23 protein-coding genes are annotated in these 21,700 nt (G+C 66.3%); 4 read left to right on the top strand and 19 right to left on the bottom strand.

Going from position 1 to position 21,700, the window contains the following annotated elements:
• Positions 1-11 precede the first annotated feature (11 nt).
• The 5 genes from ASF16_RS17625 to cyoA form a co-directional block, all read right to left on the bottom strand.
• Positions 12-893, bottom strand: coding sequence for an SURF1 family protein (locus ASF16_RS17625; protein ID WP_304439423.1), 882 nt, complete (start codon positions 891-893; stop codon positions 12-14).
• Positions 890-1,336, bottom strand: a complete 447-nt coding sequence (gene cyoD, locus ASF16_RS17620) for a cytochrome o ubiquinol oxidase subunit IV (protein WP_056170170.1) — start codon at positions 1,334-1,336, stop codon at positions 890-892. Before cyoD ends, ASF16_RS17625 begins: the two co-directional genes overlap by 4 nt.
• Entirely contained in the window at positions 1,337-1,981 is a 645-nt protein-coding gene (gene cyoC, locus ASF16_RS17615; protein WP_056170167.1) for a cytochrome o ubiquinol oxidase subunit III, read from the bottom strand.
• On the bottom strand, positions 1,974-3,980 hold the full coding sequence (gene cyoB / locus ASF16_RS17610) for a cytochrome o ubiquinol oxidase subunit I (RefSeq protein ID WP_056170164.1): 2,007 nt from the start codon (positions 3,978-3,980) through the stop codon (positions 1,974-1,976). Before cyoB ends, cyoC begins: the two co-directional genes overlap by 8 nt.
• Before the next feature lie 67 nt (positions 3,981-4,047).
• Positions 4,048-5,106 (bottom strand): ubiquinol oxidase subunit II, encoded by a 1,059-nt coding sequence (cyoA, locus tag ASF16_RS17605; protein ID WP_056170160.1) that lies wholly within the window; start codon positions 5,104-5,106, stop codon positions 4,048-4,050.
• A 250-nt stretch (positions 5,107-5,356) separates the two neighbouring features.
• Here cyoA and ASF16_RS17600 point away from each other — a divergent pair, with 250 nt between their 5' ends.
• The gene (locus ASF16_RS17600; protein WP_056170158.1) at positions 5,357-6,697 is read left to right on the top strand and encodes an MFS transporter; all 1,341 of its coding nucleotides are present in this window, start codon (positions 5,357-5,359) and stop codon (positions 6,695-6,697) included.
• 251 nt (positions 6,698-6,948) lie between these two features.
• Here the strand turns inward: ASF16_RS17600 and tolA are convergent, their stop codons facing one another.
• The 12 genes from tolA to ASF16_RS17540 form a co-directional block, all read right to left on the bottom strand.
• Complete coding sequence (gene tolA / locus ASF16_RS17595) at positions 6,949-7,932, bottom strand: cell envelope integrity protein TolA (RefSeq protein WP_056170154.1); 984 nt, start codon at positions 7,930-7,932, stop codon at positions 6,949-6,951.
• A gap of 34 nt (positions 7,933-7,966) precedes the next feature.
• Positions 7,967-8,395 (bottom strand): ExbD/TolR family protein, encoded by a 429-nt coding sequence (locus ASF16_RS17590; RefSeq protein WP_056170151.1) that lies wholly within the window; start codon positions 8,393-8,395, stop codon positions 7,967-7,969.
• A gap of 4 nt (positions 8,396-8,399) precedes the next feature.
• The gene (gene tolQ, locus ASF16_RS17585; RefSeq protein ID WP_056170148.1) at positions 8,400-9,116 is read right to left on the bottom strand and encodes a protein TolQ; all 717 of its coding nucleotides are present in this window, start codon (positions 9,114-9,116) and stop codon (positions 8,400-8,402) included.
• The gene (gene ybgC, locus ASF16_RS17580; protein WP_056170144.1) at positions 9,113-9,532 is read right to left on the bottom strand and encodes a tol-pal system-associated acyl-CoA thioesterase; all 420 of its coding nucleotides are present in this window, start codon (positions 9,530-9,532) and stop codon (positions 9,113-9,115) included. Before ybgC ends, tolQ begins: the two co-directional genes overlap by 4 nt.
• Before the next feature lie 28 nt (positions 9,533-9,560).
• Positions 9,561-10,757 (bottom strand): pyridoxal phosphate-dependent aminotransferase, encoded by a 1,197-nt coding sequence (locus tag ASF16_RS17575; protein ID WP_056170142.1) that lies wholly within the window; start codon positions 10,755-10,757, stop codon positions 9,561-9,563.
• 146 nt (positions 10,758-10,903) lie between these two features.
• Positions 10,904-11,491 carry a transcription antitermination factor NusB gene (nusB, locus tag ASF16_RS17570; protein ID WP_056170139.1) on the bottom strand — a complete coding sequence of 196 codons (588 nt, stop codon included), beginning with the start codon at positions 11,489-11,491 and terminating at the stop codon, positions 10,904-10,906.
• Positions 11,488-11,952 carry a 6,7-dimethyl-8-ribityllumazine synthase gene (gene ribH, locus ASF16_RS17565; RefSeq protein ID WP_056170136.1) on the bottom strand — a complete coding sequence of 155 codons (465 nt, stop codon included), beginning with the start codon at positions 11,950-11,952 and terminating at the stop codon, positions 11,488-11,490. The genes nusB and ribH overlap by 4 nt, the downstream gene beginning before the upstream one ends.
• A 15-nt stretch (positions 11,953-11,967) precedes the next feature.
• Positions 11,968-13,089: a bifunctional 3,4-dihydroxy-2-butanone-4-phosphate synthase/GTP cyclohydrolase II gene (ribBA, locus tag ASF16_RS17560; protein ID WP_056170133.1), complete on the bottom strand. Its 1,122-nt coding sequence runs from the start codon at positions 13,087-13,089 to the stop codon at positions 11,968-11,970.
• Positions 13,090-13,235: 146 nt separating this feature from the next.
• Positions 13,236-14,957 carry a DUF2235 domain-containing protein gene (locus ASF16_RS17555; protein WP_082517008.1) on the bottom strand — a complete coding sequence of 574 codons (1,722 nt, stop codon included), beginning with the start codon at positions 14,955-14,957 and terminating at the stop codon, positions 13,236-13,238.
• A 124-nt stretch (positions 14,958-15,081) separates the two neighbouring features.
• Positions 15,082-15,375, bottom strand: coding sequence for a 2Fe-2S iron-sulfur cluster-binding protein (locus ASF16_RS17550; RefSeq protein ID WP_056170130.1), 294 nt, complete (start codon positions 15,373-15,375; stop codon positions 15,082-15,084).
• 78 nt (positions 15,376-15,453) lie between these two features.
• Entirely contained in the window at positions 15,454-16,089 is a 636-nt protein-coding gene (locus ASF16_RS17545) for a DUF938 domain-containing protein (protein ID WP_056170128.1), read from the bottom strand.
• 538 nt (positions 16,090-16,627) lie between these two features.
• On the bottom strand, positions 16,628-16,909 hold the full coding sequence (locus ASF16_RS17540) for a DUF427 domain-containing protein (protein ID WP_056170125.1): 282 nt from the start codon (positions 16,907-16,909) through the stop codon (positions 16,628-16,630).
• A gap of 359 nt (positions 16,910-17,268) precedes the next feature.
• Here ASF16_RS17540 and ASF16_RS17535 point away from each other — a divergent pair, with 359 nt between their 5' ends.
• Together ASF16_RS17535 and gshA are read left to right on the top strand one after the other, a co-directional pair.
• Positions 17,269-18,177, top strand: coding sequence for an SDR family NAD(P)-dependent oxidoreductase (locus ASF16_RS17535; RefSeq protein ID WP_056170122.1), 909 nt, complete (start codon positions 17,269-17,271; stop codon positions 18,175-18,177).
• Positions 18,178-18,248: 71 nt separating this feature from the next.
• Positions 18,249-19,775, top strand: coding sequence for a glutamate--cysteine ligase (gene gshA / locus ASF16_RS17530; protein WP_056170120.1), 1,527 nt, complete (start codon positions 18,249-18,251; stop codon positions 19,773-19,775).
• Between the two features lie 129 nt (positions 19,776-19,904).
• On the opposite strand, the gene ASF16_RS17525 is transcribed toward gshA, so the two are convergent.
• Positions 19,905-20,075 (bottom strand): oxidoreductase-like domain-containing protein, encoded by a 171-nt coding sequence (locus ASF16_RS17525; protein WP_056170725.1) that lies wholly within the window; start codon positions 20,073-20,075, stop codon positions 19,905-19,907.
• 65 nt (positions 20,076-20,140) lie between these two features.
• The gene (locus ASF16_RS17520; protein WP_056170722.1) at positions 20,141-20,392 is read right to left on the bottom strand and encodes a hypothetical protein; all 252 of its coding nucleotides are present in this window, start codon (positions 20,390-20,392) and stop codon (positions 20,141-20,143) included.
• Positions 20,393-20,572: 180 nt separating this feature from the next.
• Here ASF16_RS17520 and ylqF point away from each other — a divergent pair, with 180 nt between their 5' ends.
• Entirely contained in the window at positions 20,573-21,541 is a 969-nt protein-coding gene (gene ylqF / locus ASF16_RS17515) for a ribosome biogenesis GTPase YlqF (RefSeq protein ID WP_056170118.1), read from the top strand.
• Positions 21,542-21,700: the final 159 nt, after the last annotated feature.

Here is a 21,700-nt window from a genome sequence, read left to right as displayed (position 1 = left end):
GTGGGCGGAGTCTACCGGCCTGTGCCGCCCAGGCCTGCGTTGGCAGCGCCGCCGCCGTTCAGGCCTGCACGGCGCTCGTAGCGCACCACCAGCCAGGCCGCGCCCACGACCATCATGGCCAGGCCGTACCAGGTGATGGCGTAGACCAGGTGGCTGTTCGGAAAGCGGATGGTGGTCATGCCTGCGCGGGGCCATGGGGTGCTGGCGGTTGCAGCGGCGCCTGCCACCTCGACGGCCTCGGCGGTCAGCGCTCGTGTGCCGGCGGTGGGCAGGCCGGCGTCGATGAAAAAGGGTGCCGCGTGGCCCAGCTGCAGTGCCTGCGCGATGGCCGCCACATCGCGGGAGAACCAACGTTGCTGCGCAGGGTCGTTGCTGCGCAGGAAGCCGCCCTTGGGTTCCGTCATGCGGATCAGGCCCTGCACGGTGACGGGGGAGGGCGGTGCAGAAGGGGTTGTGGTCGACGTCGCGGGGTCGGACGGAGGCCACGCGGCGCGCTGCTCTTGCGGTATGAAGCCGCGGTTGACCAGCACCGCCGTGCCGTCGTCCTGCTGCAAGGCGCTGACGACCCAGAAGCCCGACCCCAGGGCCGTCACGGCCTGGGTGAGCACGGTCTTGCCCGGCAGCCAGTGTCCGCGGACGGTGACCGGAAGGTACTCATGGCGCGCAGCGTCGATGCCGGGCCATTCGCTTGCCGAGGGCAGGGGGACCGGGGCCGCGTGGACGCGCTGGTCCACGCGCTCGATGAGATCGAGCTTCCATACCCGCCGCTGTACCTGCCACGTCCCCAGGGCCACAAAGCCCAGGAACAGCGCGATGCCGACCACCAGCAGCACGGCCCGGCGCAGCGCGCGGTGCGCGGCGGGGCGTGCCACGAAGGACGGCGCAGTGGTCAAGGCGTGTTGTGCCCGGTCGCCTCGTGCTTGGGCGGCGTGGGCGTGGGGTGGTCGGGCATCATGTTGCTGTTCATGTGGAACATGACCCACAAGGTGCCGCTGATCGCGATGGCGACGAACACCACAGTGAAGATGGTGGACAGCAGCGTCCAGCCGCCTTCGACCTTGCCGTTCATGTGCAGGAAGTACACCATGTGCACCAGGATCTGCACCACCGCGAAGGCGCCCAGCACCAGCACGGCGGTGTTGCGGTCGGCGATCACCTTGGCCATCACCAGCCAGAACGGAATGGCGGTGAGGATGACCGACAGCACGAAGCCGATCGCGTATTCGCGCAGGCTGCTGTGGGGGCCCACATCGCCATGGTGGTCGTCATGGCCGTGGCCATGATCACCGTGCGCATGGTGTGCAGGTGCTGGTGCGTGTGTGTGTTGTGCGCTCATTTACAGCACTCCCATCAGGTACACAAAGGTGAAGACGCCGATCCAGACCACGTCCAGGAAGTGCCAGAACATCGACAGGCACATCAGGCGGCGCTTGTTCTCGTGGATCAGGCCATGCTTGCCGATCTGGATCATCAGCACCACCAGCCAGATCAGGCCGAAGGTCACGTGCAGGCCGTGGGTGCCCACCAGCGTGAAGAAGGCGGACAGGAAGGCGCTGCGCTGGGGCGTGGCGCCCTGGTGGATCAGGTGGTAGAACTCATACAGCTCCAGGCCCAGAAAGCACAGGCCGAAGAAGCCGGTCACGGCCAGCCACAGCAGCGTGCCCTTCACGTCACCCACCTGCTTGCGCAGCATGGCAAAGCCGAAGGTGATGGACGACAGCAGCAGGAAGGCCGTGTTGATGGCCACCAGCGTCAGGTCGAACAGCTGCGCGCCCGTGGGGCCCGCCGCATAGCTGCGGCCCAGCACGCCGTAGGTGGCGAACAGAGCGGCGAAGATGAGACAGTCGCTCATCAGGTAGAGCCAGAAGCCCAGGGCCGTGCCGTTTTCGGGGTGCGGCTCGTGCGCGGGGTGGTACTGGCGCAGCGGGAGCGCTGCGGTCGCGGCGCCTGCTGCGCCGGGGGTGGTACGGATATCAGACATGGCTGGCGCGCAGTTGTTGGGTGCGAAGGTTTTCCGTCTCCGTCACTTGAGAGGCGGGGATGTAGAAGTCGCGCTTGTAGTTGAACGTGTGGATGATGGCGACCAGGATCACGGCGGCAAACGACGCACCGGCCAGCAGCCACATGTGCCAGATCAGCGCAAAGCCCAGCACCAGCGACAGTGCCGATATCACCGCACCCGAGCTGGTGTTGGCTGGCATGTGGATGGGCGCGTAGCCGCTCAAAGGACGCTGGTAGCCGTGCTTCTTCATGTCCCACCACGCATCGATTTCATGCACCACAGGCGTGAAGGCGAAGTTGTAGTCGGGCGGTGGCGACGACGTGGCCCACTCGAGCGTGCGGGCATCCCACGGGTCGCCGGTCACGTCGCGCAGTTCGTCGCGCTTGAGGTAGCTCACCACGATCTGCATCAGGAAGCAGCCGATGCCGGCAGCGATCATCGCGGCGCCGATGGCGGCCACCACGAAGTAGGGCTGCAGCGAGGCGTCTTCGAAGTGGTTGGCACGGCGCGTGACGCCCATCAGGCCCAGCACGTACAGCGGGCCGAAGGCCACCCAGAAGCCCACCACCCACAGCCAGAAGGAGCGCACGCCCCAGGTGCGGTCGAGCTTGTAGCCAAACGCCTTGGGATACCAGTAGTTGATGCCGGCGAACAGGCCGAACAGCACGCCGCCAATGATCACATTGTGGAAGTGGGCGATCAGGAACAGGCTGTTGTGCAGCACGAAGTCGGCCGGTGGCACGGCCAGCAGCACGCCGGTCATGCCGCCGATGGCGAACGTCACCATGAAGGCCACGGTCCACATCATGGGCAGCTCGAAGCGGATGCGGCCCTTGTACATGGTGAACAGCCAGTTGAAGATCTTCGCGCCCGTCGGGATCGAGATGATCATGGTCGTGATGCCGAAGAAGGTGTTCACGCTCGCGCCCGAGCCCATGGTGAAGAAGTGGTGCAGCCACACCAGGTACGACAGGATGGTGATCACGACCGTGGCGTACACCATGGAGGTGTAGCCGAACAGGCGCTTTTTGCAGAACGTGGCGACCACTTCGGAGAAGATGCCGAAGCAGGGCAGGATCAGGATGTAGACCTCGGGGTGGCCCCAGATCCAGATCAGGTTCACGTACAGCATGGCATTGCCGCCCAGGTCGTTCGTGAAGAAGTTGGTGCCCGCATAGCGGTCGAGCGACATCAGCACCAGGGCTGCCGTCAGCACGGGGAACGACGCCACGATGAGCGCGTTGGTGCACAAGGCCGTCCAGGTGAAGACGGGCATGCGCATCAGGTTCATGCCCGGGGCGCGCATCTTGATGATGGTGACGATCAGGTTGATGCCCGAGAGCGTCGTGCCCACCCCCGCGATCTGCAGCGCCCAGATGTAGTAGTCAAGCCCCACCCCCGGGTTCTGCGCCCCCAGGTTGGACAGCGCCAGCCAGCCTGCGGTGGAGAACTCGCCCAGGAACAGCGACACCATCACCAGCACGGCGCCAGCGGTGGTCATCCAGAAGCTGAAGTTGTTGAGGAACGGGAACGACACGTCGCGCGCACCGATCTGCAGCGGCACGAGGTAGTTCATCAGGCCCGTGACCAGCGGCATCGCCACGAAGAAGATCATGATCACGCCGTGCGCGGTGAAGATCTGGTCGTAGTGGTGCGGCGGCAGGTAGCCCAGGTTGTCGCCGAAGGCCATGGCCTGCTGCAGGCGCATCATCACCGCGTCGGCAAAGCCGCGCAGCAGCATGACGAGGCCGAGGATCATGTACATGATGCCGATGCGCTTGTGGTCGATGCTGCAGATCCAGTCGCGCCAGAGCGGGCCCCAGAGCCTGAACTTGGTGACGCCGGCCAGCACGACGAGGCCACCGAGCACGGTGGCGATGAAGGTCCACAGCACGATGGGCTCGTGCGCCATGGGGACCGAGTCCCAGGTGATTCGGCCCAGGGCCCAGTGGGTGTCAGTAACAGTGACGGAGGACATAAAGAGTCTCTTTGGAGGGCGCCAGCATCGCCGCGGACGGCTGCCGGCACGTCAGGTCAAGGGCGGGTCATTGGGCGGCGTTGGTCACGCGGGGTGCGTGGCGGGCTTCCAGGCTGGCAACCACCTGGGCGGCGTTCTGCGACGTGCACACGTCCTGGGGCAGGTTCAGGCCCATGGCGCGCACGTAGGCATCGCCACCGTTCTCGTCGATGGCCATCATGTGGTGCATGCACATCTTGCCGTCTTCGACGCAGCGGTTGAGCACCTTGTCGTACAGGCCTTCTTCCACGCTGGCGAAGCGCTGCACGGGATCGCGCTCGCTGGGCTTGGCCAGGTCCATGTAGGTCTGGCGCGTGAGCGGCTTGCCTTCGGTGCGGGTCTTGGCCACCCACTGCTCGAAGTCGCCCTGGCTCAGGCCGTGGAACTTGAACGTCATGCCCGAAAAGCCCTGACCGCTGTAGTGCGTGGCCAGCCCTGGGAACACGCCGGGCTTGTTGATCACGGCGTTGAGTTCGGTCTGCATGCCGGGCATCGCGTAGATCATGCCGGCCAGATCAGGCACGTAGAACGCGTTCATCGTGGATGTGGCCGTGAGCTTGAAGAGGATGGGGCGGTCGACCGGCGCTGCCAGTTCGTTCACCGTGGCAATGCCGAGCTCCGGGTAGAAGAACAGCCACTTCCAGTCCATGGCCACCACCTGCACCTCGAGTGGAGTCGATTGCGCATCGAGCGGCTTGGAGGACGAGATGCGGTCCAGCGGGCGGTAGGGGTCGAGCTTGTGCGTGCCGATCCAGGTCAGTGCGCCCAGCGCGATGATGATCATCAGCGGCACCGTCCAGATCACCAGCTCCAGCGTGGTGGAGTGGTGCCAGTCGGGGTCGTAGTCGTCTTCGGTATTGGTCGCGTTGTTGTGCCGGTACTTCCAGGCAAACCACAGGGTCAGCGCGATCACCGGCACGATGATGATCAGCATCAGCAGCGTCGCCTGGATGACCATATGGCCTTGCTGTGCAGCGACGTCACCCGCCGGGTTGAGGACGACCGCCTTGCTGCAGCCGGCCAGGGTGCCCAGGGCAGCCATGGCGGCGAGCCAGGCAGGCACGCGGGATAGAGATATTTTTGGCATGTGAAGATCGCAATCGGGGCGCTTATTTGAGGGTAAACGCGGATGACGGAGTGCCGCTGAATGTAATAGCTCTAGCTTTTTTGTACATTGGACATTTTGTCCAAGGTCAAAAAAATTTGCCCCAACCTGGTGCAAAAGTACATGGTTACGGTTTTGTCCTGCACCGGTCATAGTGAAACCGCACTTGTCGACAACTGAACTTGCGTGTAGAACAAGGGTGTCTTATCCAAACAACGAAGGAATCCTGTTCATGAGCAGCCCCGCCTCTGCCACTTACCCTGCGGCCGGCTTTGAAGAAAGCGCCGCCTCTCTCTCGCGGGCTGATACGCATGAGGACGTCACCCCCAGCGAAATCGCTGTGGGCGTGATCATCGGACGGTCGTCCGAGTATTTCGACTTCTTCGTTTTCGGGATCGCCTGCGTTCTCGTCTTCCCGTCGTTTCTGTTCCCCTTCCTGTCGCGCCTGGACGGCACGCTGATGGCGTTTGCGCTGCTGGCGGTGGCCTTTGTGGTTCGCCCGGTGGGCACCGCCATCTCGATGGCCATCCAGCGTCGCTGGGGGCGTGGCACCAAGCTGACCATCGCCCTCTTCCTGCTGGGCGTGTGCACCGTCGGCATGGCCTTCTTGCCTGGTTACAAGGATGCCGGCGTGGTGGCCATCGTCGCTTTGCTGATCCTTCGCATCGGCCAGGGCCTGGCGCTGGGCGGCTCGTGGGACGGACTGCCCTCGCTGCTGGCGATGTCGGCCCCCAAGGACCGCCGCGGCTGGTACGCCATGATCGGCCAGCTGGGCGCTCCACTGGGTTTCGTGCTGGCGGCCGGCCTGTTCACTTACCTGTACAGCAACCTGTCTGTGCAGGAGTTCCTGGCCTGGGGCTGGCGCTACCCGTTCTTCGTGGCCTTTGCCATCAACGTCGTGGCATTGTTCGCCCGTCTGCGCCTGGTGGTGGGCCAGTCTTACGCCGAGCTGCTGCAGGAGCGTGAATTGCAACCTGTGCCCGTGAGCCGCGTGATGCGCGACGAGGGCAGCAACGTGCTGCTGGGAGCGTTTGCGGCACTGGCCAGTTTTGCGCTGTTCCACCTGGTCACCGTGTTCCCGCTGTCGTGGATCACGCTGTACTCGGACCAGCCCGTGACGCAGATCCTGGGCGTGCAGATCGTCGGCGCCTTCTTGGCCGCTGGCGCCATCATGGTGTCGGGCTGGCTGTCGGACCACCTGGGCCGCCGCAAGCTGCTGGGCGGCATGGCGGTGCTGATCGGTGTGTTCAGCTTCATGGCGCCCGTGCTGCTCAATTCGGGCGAAGTGGGCAGCACCATGTTCCTGCTGCTGGGCTTTGTGCTGCTGGGCCTGTCGTACGGCCAGGCTTCGGGCACGGTCACGGCCAACTTTTCGCCGCAGTACCGCTACACCGGCGCTGCGCTGTCGGCCGACCTGGCCTGGATCATCGGCGCCGCGTTCGCGCCCCTGGTGGCCCTGTACCTGTCGTCGCAGTTCGGGCTGCTGGCCTTGACGGTGTACCTTCTGTCGGGCGTGGCCTGCACGCTGGGGGCGCTGAACCTGAACCGCCGGATGGAGCGGCGGGATCGGTAAGCGACCTGTGGGCAGGTGATGCACGACCTGCGCTCTGCCCACCTGATGCACAACAAAAACCCGGTGGCTGCCTGTGCAGCCACCGGGTTTTTTGCTTGGTATGGGGCGTAATGGGTTTGCGTGGATCGACGGTCTGTGACGCCGCCGCAGTCGCTACTGCTGGCGCGTGTGGCACTGTGGCACGCCGATGACAAGGGGTGGTTCGATCAAGCTGCGGGGCTTGATCGAACCCTCGCTCTCAGTTCCAGGCGTCAGTCCTGGGGCCGGAAACCGATCGTGAGGGACGAGGGCACCCGTCCATCCACATCGCGCGGCAGTGTCTCGGTCTTGTCCAGGGCGCGCAGCACCGCGTCGTCCCAGGCCTTGTTGCCGCTTGATTGCACCAGCCGCTTGCCCACGATAGTGCCGTCGGGCGACAGGCGCACTTCCACCTCGGCACGCGGGTTGCCGGATATGGCATCGGGGTACACGATGTTGGGCTTGACCTTGGCCGCGACCTTGCCGCCGTAGCTGCCCGACGGGCCTGCGCTGCGCTGTGCGGTACCGGTGGCGGTTTCACCGCCGGTAGCGCCCGCCATGCCTTGCATGCGGCGCAGGTTGTCTTCGCGCAGTTTGGCCAACTGCTTGTCTTCCGCCTCGGCTTTTCGCTTGGCCGCTTCGTCCGCCTTGCGCTTGTCCTCGGCCAGCTTCTTTTGCTTGTCCTGCTCGGCCTTTTTCTGCTCGGCCAGTTGCTTCTCGCGCTGTTCCTTTTCCTTCTCGCGTTCTTTTTCTTTCTGCAGGCGGTCCTTCTTCTCCTGCTCCAGGCGGTCCTTACGCTCTTCTTCCTTGCGCTCGCGTTCGCGCTTGTCGCGCTCCTGCTGCTGTTCGCGGGCCTTCTTCTCCTGCTCCAGGCGTTTCTTCTCGCGTTCGATGGCGATGTCGGCCTCGCGCGTGTCGGGCGGCTCTACCGCCCGCGGTGGCGGCGGGGCGGGGGGGGGCGGCGGGGCTGGCGGGCGGACTTCAGGCGGTGCAGGGGGCGGCGGTGGGGGCTCCACGGCGCGGGGCGCAGCCTGCACGGGCACGGCGGCCCAGAGTTCGGCTTCCACCGCCGGCTGGTCTGCGGTGTTCTTCCAGTTGACGCCCCAGGTGAGGGCGCCAATCAGCGCCGCATGCACAAGCACCGCCAGCGTGATGGCGCGCAGCCGCGCGGGTGGGCGCGGCGGGGCAAACTGGTCGCGGTCGTTGTGGGCTTGCATGGGCGTAGGTGAGAGCGTCTGGAGCGGGTTCGGTTCAACCGCCCTGCTTGACGGACAGGCCCACGCGTTGCACGCCGGCCTTCTGCAGCGCGTCCATCGCTTTCACCACGTTTTCGTACTGCACGCCCTTGTCGGCGCTGATGACCACCGCGCTGGCGCTGTCGGCGCCCTGGGCCTTTTGCCAGCGGCTGGCGGCGTCGCCGATTTCGCGCTGGCTCAGGCTGCGCGTGGCCTCGGGGGTCTTGAACTGGAGCGATCCGTCCTTGTTCACGATGACCTGGGCCACCACCTTGGGCATGTTCTTGCCCTTGCCGACGCTGGGCACGTCGACCACACCGGGAGTGAGCATGGGCGCCGTCACCATGAAGATGATGAGCAGCACCAGCATCACGTCGATGAACGGCACCATGTTGATCTCGTTGATGGTGCGGCGGCCCCGGCCGCGGGATGCCATGGCGGGCATGGTGTCAGTGTCCCGAGGCCGTGTGGCCGGTGGTGGGCGCTGGCTGGGCGCCCAGGTTGCGCTGCAGGATGTTGGAGAACTCTTCGATGAAGGTTTCCTGGTGCGTGGCCACGCGGTCGATGTCGCGGGCGAAGCGGTTGTAGGCGATCACGGCGGGGATGGCGGCGAACAGGCCGATGGCGGTGGCCACCAGGGCTTCGGCGATGCCGGGCGCCACCGTGGCCAGCGTCACCTGCTCCATGCCGGCAAAGCCGGTGAACGCATGCATGATGCCCCACACCGTGCCGAACAGGCCGACATACGGCGACACGGAGCCGACCGATGCCAGGAAGGAGAGGCTCGATTCGACCACGTCCATCTCGCGCTGGAAGCTCGCGCGCATGGCGCGGCGTGCGCCGTCGAGCAGGGTGCCGGGGTCCACGATGCGGCGCTCGCGCAGCTTTTGGTATTCGCGCATGCCGCTGGCAAAGATGCGTTCCATGGGGCCGGCCTGCTTAGCGTTCTGGGCCGCGCTGGCGTACAGGTCGTTGAGGCTGGTGCCCGACCAGAACTCGCGCTCGAAGTCGTCGTTGAGCGTCTTCACGCGCTTCAGGGAAAACAGCTTGCGGAAGATGGCCGCCCAGCTGGCCACCGACACGCCCAGCAGCAGCAGCATGACGAGTTGCACCACCCAGCTGGCGTGGAGCACCAGGGAGATGATGGACATGTTTTGGGAGTTCATGGTGTGAGTTGTTCCAGAAGGGTGCTCGGTATTCTTGCAGGGCGCAGGGTGGCAGCATCCACCCATCCGATGCGGATGGTGCCTTCGGTCAGCAAGGTGGTGCTCGGGTCGGTCATCTGCTCTGGTTTCAGGAGCGCGCGCTGCACTATTGTCAACGATGCCCGGCCTGCGGCCTGTAGGCCGGCGGTAACAATGAGTTCATCGTCCAGCCGTGCGGGGCGGTGGTAGCGCAGCTGCGCATCGGTTACGACAAACATGCCGCCGGTTTGTTCCCGAAGAAGCTGCTGGCCCACGCCCAGCGAGCGCAGCCACTCGGTGCGGGCGCGCTCGAAGAACTTGAGGTAGTTGGCATAGAACACGATGCCGCCTGCATCGGTGTCTTCCCAATAGATGCGGATCGGAAATTCAAACGCCATCGTGGGTCCGCTCGCTGTCTGTCATCGTTCAGCCGAGAAGCTTGCGCAGCCGCTCCACCGACTCCTCGAGCTGCGCCATGGAGTTGGCGGTCGAGAAGCGGATGAAGCGCTCGGGCTCTGCCGTGCCGAAGTCGCGCCCCGGCGTCACCGCGATGTGGGCGCGGCGCATGACCTCGAAGGCGAAGTCCCAACTGCAGTTCTTGCCAGAGGCAACGCCCAGGCGCTGCGCGGCCTCGGTGCAGTCGGCCCAGGCGTAGAACGCGCCGTCGGGCATCACCGGCACGGCCAGGCCCAGTGACTGCAGTGCCGGGATGAAGAAGTCGCGCCGGGCCTTGAACTCGGCGCGGCGGCGTTCGTACTCGGCAATGCTCTCGGCCTCGAAGCACGCCAGCGCCGCATGCTGCGCCACCGTGCTCGCGCAGATGAACAAGTTTTGCGCCAGGCGTTCGACCACCGGCACCATCGCGTCGGGCACCACCATCCAGCCCAGGCGCCAGCCGGTCATGTTGAAGTACTTGCTGAAGCTGTTGATGCTGATGATGTTCTCGTCGATCGCCAGGGCCGTGTGGCCGAACTCTTCTTCGTAAGACAGGCCCAGGTAAATCTCGTCGATGAGCGTGATGCCATCGTGCGCTCGCACCACCTCGTGGATGCGGCGCAACTCGCCGGGCGCAATCGACGTGCCCGTGGGATTCGACGGCGAGGCCAGCAGCACGCCGCGGGTTTTCTCGGTCCACGCGGCGCGCACCTTCTCGGCGGTCAGCTGGTAGCGCTCGGCCGCCGTGGTGGACAGCAGCACGGCCTTGCCTTCTGCAGCGCTCACGAAGTGGCGGTTGCAGGGGTAGCTCGGGTCGGGCATGAGGATCTCGTCGCCCGACTCGATGAGCGCCAGGCACGCCAGCTGCAGCGCGGCCGACGCACCCGCCGTCACCACGATGCGGCGTGCGGGCACTTGAACGCCGAAGCGGCTCTGGTACCAGCCGCTGATGCGTTCGCGCAGAGCGTCCAGGCCCAGGGCATTCGTGTACTGCGTGGCGCCGCTGTGCACGGCGCGGGCGGCGGCCTCTTGCACCAGCGGTGGTGCGGTGAAGTCCGGTTCGCCGATGTTCAAGAAGATCATCGGCTCGCGCGTGCCCGCCACCTCGCGTGCCAGGGCCTGCGCGGCCTTGGCGACTTCCATCACATAGAACGGTTCGATGCGCTCGGCGCGCGTGGAAAACTTCATGGAAACCTCATGGCAAAAGGTCCGTGGTGCCCATCGGTCCTGGGCAGCGGCGATGCTCCGCCGCCAAAAGAAAGAGCGCCAGGGTGGCGTCCGCCGACAGCGTGCAACGCAGGTGCCGGCAGTGGTGCGCGATGAAGGCCGGGCGCTCAGGCCGCGGGCGTTTCGTCGTCGGTGTGGTTGCCGGTGTCGTCGTCGGCGGCGATGCTGCCCTTGCCCGAAGCCTTGTCGGCGGCCACTTCGACCGCGCGCAGCTTGGGAGCCAGGCCGTTGAGCACGGCGTTCACGTACTTGTGGCCGTCGGTGCCGCCAAATTCCTTGGCCAGCTCGATGCATTCATTGAGCACCACGCGCCACGGCACGTCCAGGCAGTGCTGAAACTCGTACACCCCGATCCACATCACGGCGTGCTCGATGGGCGAGATCTCGGCCATCTTGCGGTCCAGCAGCGGGGTGATCAGTGCGTCCATGTCGGCGGCGTTGGCGATCGAGCCGTGCAGCAGCGCGTCGTAGTGCACCGAGTCGGCCTTGTGAAAACCCGCCAGGTCGCGCGTGAAGGCGTCGATGGCATGGGCGTCGTTGCCGCCCACCAGGTGCTGGTACAGCGCCTGCAGCGCAAATTCGCGGGCGCGGCTGCGGTTGGACTTGGAGGCCGCCTTGCGCGCGCCCGTGGTCTTGAGGCCGGTGCGCACCTGCTTGGGCGGGCGGCTGCTGGAGGGGGTGTTGCTTTCGCTCATGACAGTTCGTCCAGCAGGTTGGCCATCTCCACCGCGACGCGGGCCGCGTCCACGCCCTTGTCGGTCTGGCGGGCGATGGCTTGTTCCATGTTCTCGGTGGTGATGATGGCGTTGGCGATCGGGATCTGGTAGTCGAGCGTCAGGCGCGTGACGCCCGCGCCGGACTCGTTGGCCACCAGCTCGAAGTGGTAGGTCTCGCCGCGGATGATGCAGCCCAGTGCGATCAGCGCGTCGTATTCGTCGGCCTCGGCCATGGCCTGCAGGGCCACGGGCACTTCGAGGGCGCCGGGCACCAGCACGTGCTTGATGTTCTTTTCCTGCACGCCCAGCGCCAGCAGCTCGGCGCGGCATGCGGCGGCCAGGGCGTTGGTGATGCCTTCATTGAAGCGGGCCTGCACGATGCCGATGTGCAGTTTCTTGCCATCGAGCTTGTCCGCCGTTCCTTTTTCTGCGCCAAACATAGTGATCCTGTACTTTTACTCTTTGGGGATGAAACCGGTGATCTCGAGGCCGTAGCCTGCCATGCTGGGCATGCGGCGCGGCTGGCCCATGAGGGCCATGCGGTGCACGCCGCACTCGCGCAGAATTTGTGCACCCACGCCGTAGGTGCGCAGGTCCATGCGGCCGCGCTCGGGGGCTTGCGCCGCGCGGGCCGTGCCTTCGAACTGGGCGAGCAGCTGGTCGGCCGTCTCGCCGCAGTTGAGCAGCACCGCCACGCCCTTGCCCTGCTCGGACAGGTACTGCAGGCTGGTGTCCAGGCTCCACGAATGCATGGAGCGGTTGACCTCCAGCGCGTCCAGCACCGACAGCGGCTCGTGCACGCGCACGGGCACCACGTCGTCGGCGCCCCACTGGCCCTTGACCAGGGCCAGGTGCAGCTCCTTGCTGGGCTTGTCGCGGAAGGCGTGGGCGGTGAAGGCGCCGAAGGCGGTCTGCAGCACGCGCGTGCCCACCTTTTCGACCAGCGATTCGTTGCGGCTGCGGTATTCGATGAGGTCGGCGATGGTGCCGATCTTGAGGCTGTGTTCGGCGGCAAAGAGCTGCAGGTCCGGCAGGCGCGCCATGGTGCCGTCGTCCTTCATGATCTCGCAGATCACCGATGCGGGACTGCAGCCGGCCATCACCGCCAGGTCGCAGCCGGCTTCGGTGTGGCCTGCGCGCATGAGCACGCCCCCTTCGACGGCCTGCAGCGGGAAGATGTGGCCGGGCTGCACCAGGTCGGCGGCCACGGCGTTGGGCGCCACGGCGGCCTGCACGGTGCGCGCCCGGTCGGCGGCGGAGATGCCGGTGGTCACGCCTTCGGCGGCTTCGATCGACACGGTGAAGGCCGTGCCCATCTTGGTGCCGTTGCTCGCCACCATGGGCGGCAGGCGCAGGCGCTCGCAGCGCTCGCGGCTCAGGGTCAGGCAGATCAGGCCGCGGCCGAAGCGGGCCATGAAGTTGATGGCCTCGGGGGTCACGTGGTCGGCGGCCAGGACGAGGTCGCCTTCGTTTTCACGGTCTTCTTCATCCACCAGGATGACGATGCGCCCGGCGCGCATCTCGGCCACGATGTCCTCGACGGGCGAGATCGGCACGGGGGTCAGGGGGGAGGTCATGGAAGGCTGGCTTTCGGTGGGCAGCGCGGGTGGCGGGCACCGCACGCTGATCCGGCCACGGCCCGGGTAGGGCCGATTCCAAAGAGCGGGCAGCGCGGCGCTGGCCGCACGGTGCGGGAGCGCTCTGCGCCCCAAAAGCAGCGATTTTAGTGCACTTGGGGCGCGCGCGACGCGGGCGCGCGGCCGCCCTCGCGCCCGGCCAGGGCTCCGGCCACCATCACCCAGCCCAGCAGCAGCAGGGACACCAGCTTGATGCTGGTGGCCACCGTCAGCACCGTGGGCCAGTCCGGGTGGTGCGGAGATTGCAGATGCAGCGTGATGCAGTTCTCCACGATGTCCGACACCACCAGGAGGCCCATCACCCAGTGCGCATGCCGATAAAGCCAGCCCAGCGCCCGGCCCGGGGGCACGGCCCGCGCCACCAGCCGCCGCACGGCCCAGGCTACCGGGTAGGCCAGCCAAAGGGCGTAGCTGGCGAGCAAAGCCCAGTCCCAGGCGATGGCGCGGCGCACGGCATCGGTGTCGCCGCACGTCACGCCCCATGTGGCATGCCAGTGGGCCGACGCCTGAAAGCCCGACGGCAGGCTCTGCACCCAGCCCGGCGCTGCGCTCAGGTCGCAGGCAGCCCGGCCCGCCAGGGCGGTGATGACGAACAGCACCGCCGTGGCAATGGCCAGCGCAATGCCCACCCAGCGCCAGGGCTTTGTGCGCGGCACGGTCTCTGCGGGCACGGCGCCGTCCACCGGGCGGGCCGTGGGGTCGATGAAGTCGCTGGCCTCGCGTTTGCGCGCGCTCAGACCCGTCCAGACCCAGTAGGGGCAGTCGTACGCCTGGTCGTGCATGGCGGTGAGCGGGTCGCCGGGCTGCAGCCTGCTTGTGTCCACGCGCAGGCCGTGGGCCAGGGCCTCGTTCACCATCCAGGCGAGCGTGAGGTTGGACAGCCCGTCGCGCGCGTACGAGCCGCCCACGTCGCTGTGCACGCCGCGGAACCAGCGCTGGTCGTAGCTGCGCCAGCGCTGCTCTTCGGCGGTGAAATCGGGATCGTCGTAGCGGCGGGGCGCGTATTTGCTGCGCGATTCGAACAGCGACATGGCATGGCGCACGTGGGCGAAGCGTTTGTCCGCGAACCCTCTGGAATTGCTGATCTTGATGCTGCCCACCCCGCCCAGGCCGATGGCCTCCACCGTGTCCCACACCCCCACGAAGTGCACCAGCGGCGTCCGGCCCAGCGAGAAGTTATCGATCACGTCCCGCGCAAAGGCTTTGCGGCTTTTGGTGCCGGCCTGGTTCTTGTGGTCGACGGGCGCGAAGTAGGTGCGCACCAGGGTGTCGATGAGCGGCAGGCCCTCGGTGTGGATCAGGCCGTACATGTTGATCATCCCGCTGACCGCCCGCGCCGTGAACGCGCCGCGCGAGAAGCCGAACAGGTAGATGCGGTCGCCCGGCTTGTAGGTGTTGACCAGGAACCGGTAGGCCTCGGCGATGTTGGGGAACACGCCATTGCCCAGGGCCAGCCCCGCCAGTTGCCGCAAGCGGTTCTTGGTGCTGGACACGATGCCGTCCGCCGGAAACTCGTTGGCCGTGCCCACACCGGGGTCGTAGTAGACCAGCTGGGTGGGCGCCGTGCCTGCGGGGTCCTCGCCCTTGCCCAGCATGCGCAGCAGCTTGACCACATTGGTGTCTTGCTGGTTGCCCAGGATGTTGCCGGTGCCGTCGAACAGCAGCACGAGGTTGCGGCCGGGTTGCTTGGCCCATTGCGCCTCTGCGGCGATGCACTGGGCCAGGATGTCCTGGCGCGTGGGGGTGCGGTCGGTGGTGGCGTCTGGTGGGGTGGCGGCAGGGGCTGCCGGCGGGTATGAGGTGCTCATGGTGTCCTCCCTCTCTTTGCAATGGTTGTGCAGAAGATTCTGGGTGAGGACCGCCGGGCGCAGCAAGCGCGAAAGTGCCATTCGGGCACCGGGTCGGCGCGGGGTCAGGCCCCGCCAGCCGGTATCAGATGCCCGGCGCTTCCAGGCGCACGTCGCTCATGGGGTAGGCCACGCAGGGCAGCACGCAGCCCTCGGCTTTTTCTTCGGCCGTGAGGCCCGGCCATTCGATGGCATAGCGCACTTCGCCTTCGGCCAGCATGCCGATACAGGTGCGGCAGGTGCCGTTGCGGCAGGAACTGGGCCAGTCGATGCCGCCTTGCTCCATGGACAACAGCAGGGGTTGCTCGGGCCAGGCGTCGCATTGCAAGCCGTCGGGGTCGATCTTGGCGATGAAGAAGGGGGCGGCAGGAGTGGTCATGGGTGGAGGAGCGGTCAGTCAGTGATTCAGTCAATTCATCGGTGCAGCTTGCGCGTCGGGCAGCCAAGCCGCAGGCGGTCAGGGCGCCGGGGTGGCACGGGCCCACACCAGCAACAGATTGTTGGCGGGCAGGGCGTGGCGCTGCTGTAGCGCCAGCCCGGCCTCGCCAGCCGTGGCTGCCACGTCCGCCAAGTGCCGGATGCCCCAGTCGCTGTCTTGGGCGCGCAGGCTGGCGTCAAACGCAAGGTTGCCGGCGGCAGTCGGCACATCGTCTTCCAGATAGGGCCCATAGGTCACGAGCTGCCCGTCCGGCGCCAGGTGGCGCGCCGCGCCCTGCATCAGCCCGGCACAGCACGCCCACGGGGCGATGTGCAGCATGTTGGCGCAGTAGATCAGGTCGAACTCCGCCCCAAAGGTATCGCCCTCCGCCGGCCAGCGCGGCTGCAGCACATCGAGCCGCAGCGGCGCCTGCACGTTGGTGGCCCCTGACTGGGCGGCCCAGCCGGTGATGGAGTCGAAGTGGGTCCTTTGCAGATCGGTCGGCTGCCAGGTCCAGCCGGGCAGGGCGGCTGCAAAGTGCGCCGCGTGCTGGCCAGTGCCGCTGGCAATCTCCAAAGCCTGGCCTTGGGGCCCGAGCAGGCTGCGCAGACAGTCCAGGATGGGCGCGCGGTTGCGTTCGGCGGCGGGGCTGTGCTGAAGGGCTGATAGGGACATTTTCAGGGGCTACCGCTTGATGGGCGTGCGCAAGGTGCTATTAATAAGTGAGTGGTCAAGGCCAGGGGCCCGCTGGCTGTGGGCGAATGCGAGTCTCTCCGGCTGCCTTGTTTTTAAGCAATACAAGGATAGTCGTTGCAAATCAATGACTTAGGTCTGTCATACAAGGGTTGTGCAGAGTTATCCACATGATTGTCCAGCGCTGGGTGGGATAACCGGGGGATTTGGCACCTGCTGCGCGGGGTCGTCGTGGGGGTCGCAGAACCTTCAGTCCATTGCCTTGTTTTTAATCAATGCAAGGATAATCATTTTAAATCAAGGACTTGGCGTCGCCATACAAAGCTTGTCCACACTTATGCACAGGATTGTCCAGTGCTGACAGGGATAACCGAGGGGCGCTTTGCGTTGGTTGCCTAAAAATTGTGCAGTGCAGTGTGTTCCGTTATGAATCAAGCACTTGAGCTTGTCATACAAGGCTTGTCCACACTTATCCACACGATTGTCCAGTGCCTGCAGGGATAACCCGGAGGGCCAGTGGTCAGGCCTCGACCTTCACGCCTTTCCAGAACGCCACGCGCCCGCGGATCTCGTCGGCTTCGGGCTTGGGGTCGGCGTAGAACCAGGCGGCGTCGGTGTTCATCTCGCCGTCGACCAGCAGCGACAGGTAGCTGGCCTGGCCCTTCCAGTGGCAGGTGGTCTTGTGGTTGCTGAAGGTGAAGAACTCGCGCTTGAGCGCGGCTTCAGGAAAGTAGTGGTTGCCTTCGACCACCACGGTGTCGTCGCTTTCGGCGATGGTGACGCCGTTCCAGGTTGCTTTCATGGGGTTCCTTGGGTCAAATGCGCTCGCAGCCCTCGGCTGGCAAGCAGTAGCAGCTATTAAAAGAAGAGCATTGCGCCATGCTGCGGGTTGGTGCTGAATGCGGTGTGTGCGGGGGAGTGCCGGCGCCGCTGGGTTGTCTGCCCGGCGCGGGCACCGGCACGATACCTGATTGGGGCGGACTGTTGTGCGTGTTTTTGTGAGGGGCGGCGCTGCGGCGTCCCAGTCGCGTGCGCAACCATCGCCCATCCGCATCTGACTTACAGTCCCACGCGCAGCGCCTGTCGCCCCATCCGGGGCGCGGGCCTTCTTTCCTTGCCTTTCCTTTCTTCATCATCCAGACACCACAGGAGACCCATTCCATGGCTATCGACTTCAACGGCCGCGTGGCCATCGTGACGGGCGCGGGCGGCGGCCTGGGCCGCCAGCATGCCCTGGCCCTGGCAGCGCGCGGCGCCAAGGTGCTGGTCAACGACCTGGGCGGTGCGGTGGACGGCAGCGGTGCCACCGTGTCGGCCGCGCAGGCCGTGGTGGACGAGATCCGCGCGGCGGGCGGCGAGGCGCTGGCCAATGGTGCGTCGGTCACCGACTTTGCCGCGGTCGAAGCCATGGTGCAGCAGGCCATCGACGCGTGGGGCCGGGTGGACATCCTGGTCAACAACGCCGGCATCCTGCGCGACAAGTCGTTTTCCAAGATGGACATGGCCGACTTCCGCCTGGTGGTGGATGTGCACCTGATGGGCGCCGCCCACTGCTGCAAGGCCGTGTGGCCGCACATGGTGGCGCAGCAATACGGCCGCATCGTCATGACCACATCGTCCACCGGCCTGTACGGCAACTTCGGCCAGGCCAACTACGGCGCGGCCAAGCTGGCCCAGGTGGGGCTGATGCAGACCCTGGCCATTGAAGGCGCCAAGTACAACATCCGTGTCAACGCCCTGGCCCCCACGGCGGCCACGCGCATGACCGAAGGGCTGATGCCGCAAGAGGTGCTCGACGCCCTCAAGCCCGAGGCCGTGGTGCCCGCCATGCTGGTGCTGGCCCACGACAGCGCGCCCACCCGCACCATCCTGTGCGCCGGTGCGGGCACTTTCGAGGCGGCCCACATCACCCTGACCCAGGGCATCCATGTCGGCATCGGCGCCGACGTGCCCGAGCAGCTGGCGGCCCGCCTGGCCGAGGTGACCGAGCGCGCCGGCGAGCAGGTACCACAAAGCGGCGCAGCCCAGGGAACCAACGAAGTAGGAAAGGCCTTGGCCGCAAGGGCTTGAGGTTTGTCCGGGCACGCCAGCCTGCTCCGTGCTAAGTTCCGGGCCGACAGAAGTTGGATCGGTATAAACATATGAGCAAATTGCACGAGAGACTGGCCGCCTACCCCGCGGACGCCCTGGGAGGGATTCGCCGCGGCATCGAGAAGGAAGGTTTGCGCGCGCTGCCAGCGGGGGGCTTGGCCCTGACGCCGCACCCGGTGGCGCTGGGCTCCGCGCTCACGCACCCCCTCATCACCACCGACTACAGCGAGTCGCAGCTGGAGCTCATCACCGGCGCCCGCAAGGGCGTGGACGAGTGCCTGAACGAGCTGACCGAGGTGCACCAGTTCGTGCACCACACCTTGAAGGACAGCGGCGGCGAGCTGCTCTGGGCCTCCAGCATGCCCTGCGGGCTGCCCACTGACGAGACGATCCCCATCGGCCGCTACGGCAGCTCCAACGTGGGCCGGGCCAAGAGCATCTACCGCATGGGCCTGGGGCACCGGTACGGCCGGCGCATGCAGACCATCTCGGGCATCCACTACAACTGGTCGCTGCCGGGCGTGGACAGCGAGCAATACTTCTCGCTCATCCGCAACTTCCGCCGCCACGCGTTCGTGCTGCTGTATTTGTTTGGCGCATCGCCCGCGCTGTGCCCCTGTTTTGTGGCGGGGCGCGAACACGGCTTGCAGCAACTGCCCGGCGGCAAGGCGCTGTACCTGCCGCACGCCACGTCGCTGCGCATGGGCCGCCTGGGCTACCAGAGCGACGCCCAGGCCACGCTGGCCGTGAGCTACAACGGCCTCAAGGGCTACGCCAACTCGCTGCACGAAGCGCTGACCAAGCCTTACCCTGCCTACGAAAGCCTGGGCGTGAAAAACCCCGGTGGCGACTACAACCAGCTGGGCACCAGCCTGCTGCAGATCGAAAACGAGTTCTACGGCACCATCCGCCCCAAGCGCACCGTGCGCACCGGCGAGCGCCCGTTGCATGCGCTGCGCGAGCGCGGTGTCGAATACGTCGAAGTGCGGTTGATGGACCTGGACCCGTTCGTGCCCGTGGGCATCACGGCGCCCACCATGCGCCTGCTGGACGTGTTTTTGCTGCACTGCCTGCTGTCCGACAGCCCCCCCGACACGCCGGCCGAGATCGCCGAGCTCAAGCACAACCAGCACCTCACGGCCGAGCGCGGCCGCGAGCCGGGCCTGCAACTGGCGCGCAATGGCCAGAACGTCGCCCTGGCCGACTGGGGCGCCGAGGTGCTGCGCGAATGCGTGCCGTTGGCCGCAGCGCTTGATGCCACCCACGGCACCAGCGACTACAGCGCGGCGCTGCAGGATGCTCTGGCCTTGATGGCGGCCCCTGGCGACACGCCGTCGGCCCGCGTGCTCGATGCGATGCGCTCGGTGCACCACGACAGCTTTGAAAGCTTTGCCCTGGCCCAATCCGCCGCGGCCCGCGACGCACTGCTCAGCCTGCCCTGGACGGCCGAGCAGCAGGCGCGCTACCTGGCCTTGGCCGACGAGTCGGTGGCCGCGCAAAAGGCGATCGAAGCCGGTGACACGCTGCCGTTCGAAGCCTGGCGCGAGCAGTACATGGCGGTCAAGGAACTGGGCTGAGCGCCTGCGCTGCCGCTGCGCCGGCCTGCATCACCGCGCTCCCTTGGAGTCGGTATCGCCGCAGTTTGCTATTAATTTGATAGCTGCTAGCGCCCGTCCATCAAGCGGTAGGGGCTGAAAACATCTTTATCAGCCCCGCAACTGCAGCAGTGCTTCCTGCCGCCAGTACTCGGCGGCGTCCAGAAACCCCTCCCACACACACCCGTTGCAGCCCCGGCCGCAGCAGGTTGTCGGCTCCGGCGGCGGGTTGCGCAGGGTGATGCCGGCAGCCTGCGCCAGCTCGCGCAGCGCCTGGAACATGGCCTGGGCAGAGGCACCGTCCACCGCGCGGGCGGGCAGGGCGGCGGTCGGGCCGGTGGCTGGTGTCACGGAAGGTGGCGGCGGGCCTTGGCCCGGCGAATGCCGTACTGCGCGATGAAAGCCAGCCCCAGCACCAGGGCGAACCAGCCTACCAGCGAAGCCTGAGACATCAGCTCCCGCACGCTGGTGGCGCGGGCCACGTAGGGCGCCAGCAGGATCACCAGGCCGATCAGGGCGCAGGTCACGCCCTTGAACAGCACTTCCTTGTCGGCCTTGCTAGTGGGGGCTGTGCGAGGGGCGGGTGTGGGGGCGGGCATGGTGGTCAAAAAGCGCGGCGGCCAGAAGCAGGAAAGACCGCGATTATCCTTGGCGCCTGGCGCCCGCCGCTTGGGGCTGGGCGCAGACCGCACCGCGCGGCCCGACAATTCCCCAGTGGCAGCCCTGGGCAACCGCCCCCGCTGCACTGACAGACAACCCCACAGAAGAAAGACACCCGCATGGCCATCCAGTGGTTCCCCGGTCACATGCACTTGACCAAGAAAGCCATCACCGAACGCATCAAGGACATCGATGTGGTGATCGAGGTGCTGGACGCGCGCCTGCCGGGCTCCAGCAGCAACCCGCTGCTGGCCGAGCTGACTGGCCACAAGCCCACCGTGAAGATCCTGAACAAGCAAGACGTGGCCGACCCCGCGCGCACCCCGCTGTGGGTGGACTGGTACAACGCCCAGAGCGAAACCCGCGCCGTGCCGCTGGACGCATCCGACGCGGCACCCGCGCGCAAGCTGATCGACGCCTGCCACCAGCTATCGCCCAACCGGGGCGGCATGGCCAAACCCATGCGCGTGCTGATCTGCGGCGTGCCCAACGTGGGCAAGTCCACGCTCATCAACACGTTGTCGAACAAGCGCCAGGCCAAGACGGGCGACGAGGCCGGCATCACCAAGATCGAGCAGCGCATCACCCTGGCCGACGACTTCTATTTGTGGGACACCCCCGGCATGCTGTGGCCGCGCATCATCGTGCCCGAGAGCGGCTACAACCTGGCCGCCAGCGGCGCCGTGGGCCGCAACGCCTACGACGAAGAACTGGTGGCGCTGGAGCTGCTGCGCCGCCTGCAGACGAATTACGCCCCGCTGCTGGAGGCGCGCTACAAGCTGGGCCTGCCTGCCGGCACCATGGCCACGATGCAGGACGATGAGCTGCTCGAAGCCATCGGCCGCAAGCGCGGCGCCATGCTGGGCGGTGGCCGGGTGAACCTGCAAAAGACCGCCGAGATCGTGATGACCGATTTCCGCACCGCCATCCTGGGCCGCATCACGCTGGAGACCCCCGCAGAGTTCGAGGTGTGGCGCGATGCAGGCCTGGCCGAAGACGCCAAGCGCCAGGCCAAGAAGGACGCGCGCGCCAAGTCCAAGGGCAAAGGCTCGGGCGTGCGCGAGCCGTCGTCCGGGGATGCGCCTTAATTCCAAAGGCCTCTACGCATCAGTTATTTCCCCGCGCTGCGACACTTCGTGCGGCCAACCCACCCATCAGGCGTTGACCGTGTGGAGCGCCACCGCACATAGGGAAAACCTGCTGGTGCGCAACATTGTGATATGACATCGTACATCTAGTTACCCAGC

This window comes from Acidovorax sp. Leaf78 (genome assembly GCF_001422735.1).
Taxonomy (GTDB): domain Bacteria; phylum Pseudomonadota; class Gammaproteobacteria; order Burkholderiales; family Burkholderiaceae_C; genus Acidovorax.
This window is presented reverse-complemented; position numbering and strand designations above follow the sequence as displayed.

What these genes read in the sequence shown, in the direction of transcription:
- ASF16_RS17575 (WP_056170142.1), bottom strand. Translation starts at nt 10,757, where the DNA reads ATGAAGTTTTCCACGCGCGCCGAGCGCATCGAACCGTTCTATGTGATG.
- cyoA (WP_056170160.1), bottom strand. Translation starts at nt 5,106, where the DNA reads ATGCCAAAAATATCTCTATCCCGCGTGCCTGCCTGGCTCGCCGCCATG.
- ASF16_RS17520 (WP_056170722.1), bottom strand. Translation starts at nt 20,392, where the DNA reads ATGCCCGCCCCCACACCCGCCCCTCGCACAGCCCCCACTAGCAAGGCC.
- ASF16_RS17545 (WP_056170128.1), bottom strand. Translation starts at nt 16,089, where the DNA reads ATGTCCCTATCAGCCCTTCAGCACAGCCCCGCCGCCGAACGCAACCGC.
- ASF16_RS17550 (WP_056170130.1), bottom strand. Translation starts at nt 15,375, where the DNA reads ATGACCACTCCTGCCGCCCCCTTCTTCATCGCCAAGATCGACCCCGAC.
- ribBA (WP_056170133.1), bottom strand. Translation starts at nt 13,089, where the DNA reads ATGACCTCCCCCCTGACCCCCGTGCCGATCTCGCCCGTCGAGGACATC.
- ybgC (WP_056170144.1), bottom strand. Translation starts at nt 9,532, where the DNA reads ATGGCGTTTGAATTTCCGATCCGCATCTATTGGGAAGACACCGATGCA.
- nusB (WP_056170139.1), bottom strand. Translation starts at nt 11,491, where the DNA reads ATGAGCGAAAGCAACACCCCCTCCAGCAGCCGCCCGCCCAAGCAGGTG.
- ASF16_RS17600 (WP_056170158.1), top strand. Translation starts at nt 5,357, where the DNA reads ATGAGCAGCCCCGCCTCTGCCACTTACCCTGCGGCCGGCTTTGAAGAA.
- ASF16_RS17590 (WP_056170151.1), bottom strand. Translation starts at nt 8,395, where the DNA reads ATGCCCGCCATGGCATCCCGCGGCCGGGGCCGCCGCACCATCAACGAG.
- cyoB (WP_056170164.1), bottom strand. Translation starts at nt 3,980, where the DNA reads ATGTCCTCCGTCACTGTTACTGACACCCACTGGGCCCTGGGCCGAATC.
- ASF16_RS17540 (WP_056170125.1), bottom strand. Translation starts at nt 16,909, where the DNA reads ATGAAAGCAACCTGGAACGGCGTCACCATCGCCGAAAGCGACGACACC.
- ASF16_RS17535 (WP_056170122.1), top strand. Translation starts at nt 17,269, where the DNA reads ATGGCTATCGACTTCAACGGCCGCGTGGCCATCGTGACGGGCGCGGGC.
- cyoD (WP_056170170.1), bottom strand. Translation starts at nt 1,336, where the DNA reads ATGAGCGCACAACACACACACGCACCAGCACCTGCACACCATGCGCAC.
- ribH (WP_056170136.1), bottom strand. Translation starts at nt 11,952, where the DNA reads ATGTTTGGCGCAGAAAAAGGAACGGCGGACAAGCTCGATGGCAAGAAA.
- tolA (WP_056170154.1), bottom strand. Translation starts at nt 7,932, where the DNA reads ATGCAAGCCCACAACGACCGCGACCAGTTTGCCCCGCCGCGCCCACCC.
- ASF16_RS17525 (WP_056170725.1), bottom strand. Translation starts at nt 20,075, where the DNA reads ATGTTCCAGGCGCTGCGCGAGCTGGCGCAGGCTGCCGGCATCACCCTG.
- gshA (WP_056170120.1), top strand. Translation starts at nt 18,249, where the DNA reads ATGAGCAAATTGCACGAGAGACTGGCCGCCTACCCCGCGGACGCCCTG.
- ylqF (WP_056170118.1), top strand. Translation starts at nt 20,573, where the DNA reads ATGGCCATCCAGTGGTTCCCCGGTCACATGCACTTGACCAAGAAAGCC.
- tolQ (WP_056170148.1), bottom strand. Translation starts at nt 9,116, where the DNA reads ATGAACTCCCAAAACATGTCCATCATCTCCCTGGTGCTCCACGCCAGC.
- ASF16_RS17555 (WP_082517008.1), bottom strand. Translation starts at nt 14,957, where the DNA reads ATGAGCACCTCATACCCGCCGGCAGCCCCTGCCGCCACCCCACCAGAC.
- cyoC (WP_056170167.1), bottom strand. Translation starts at nt 1,981, where the DNA reads ATGTCTGATATCCGTACCACCCCCGGCGCAGCAGGCGCCGCGACCGCA.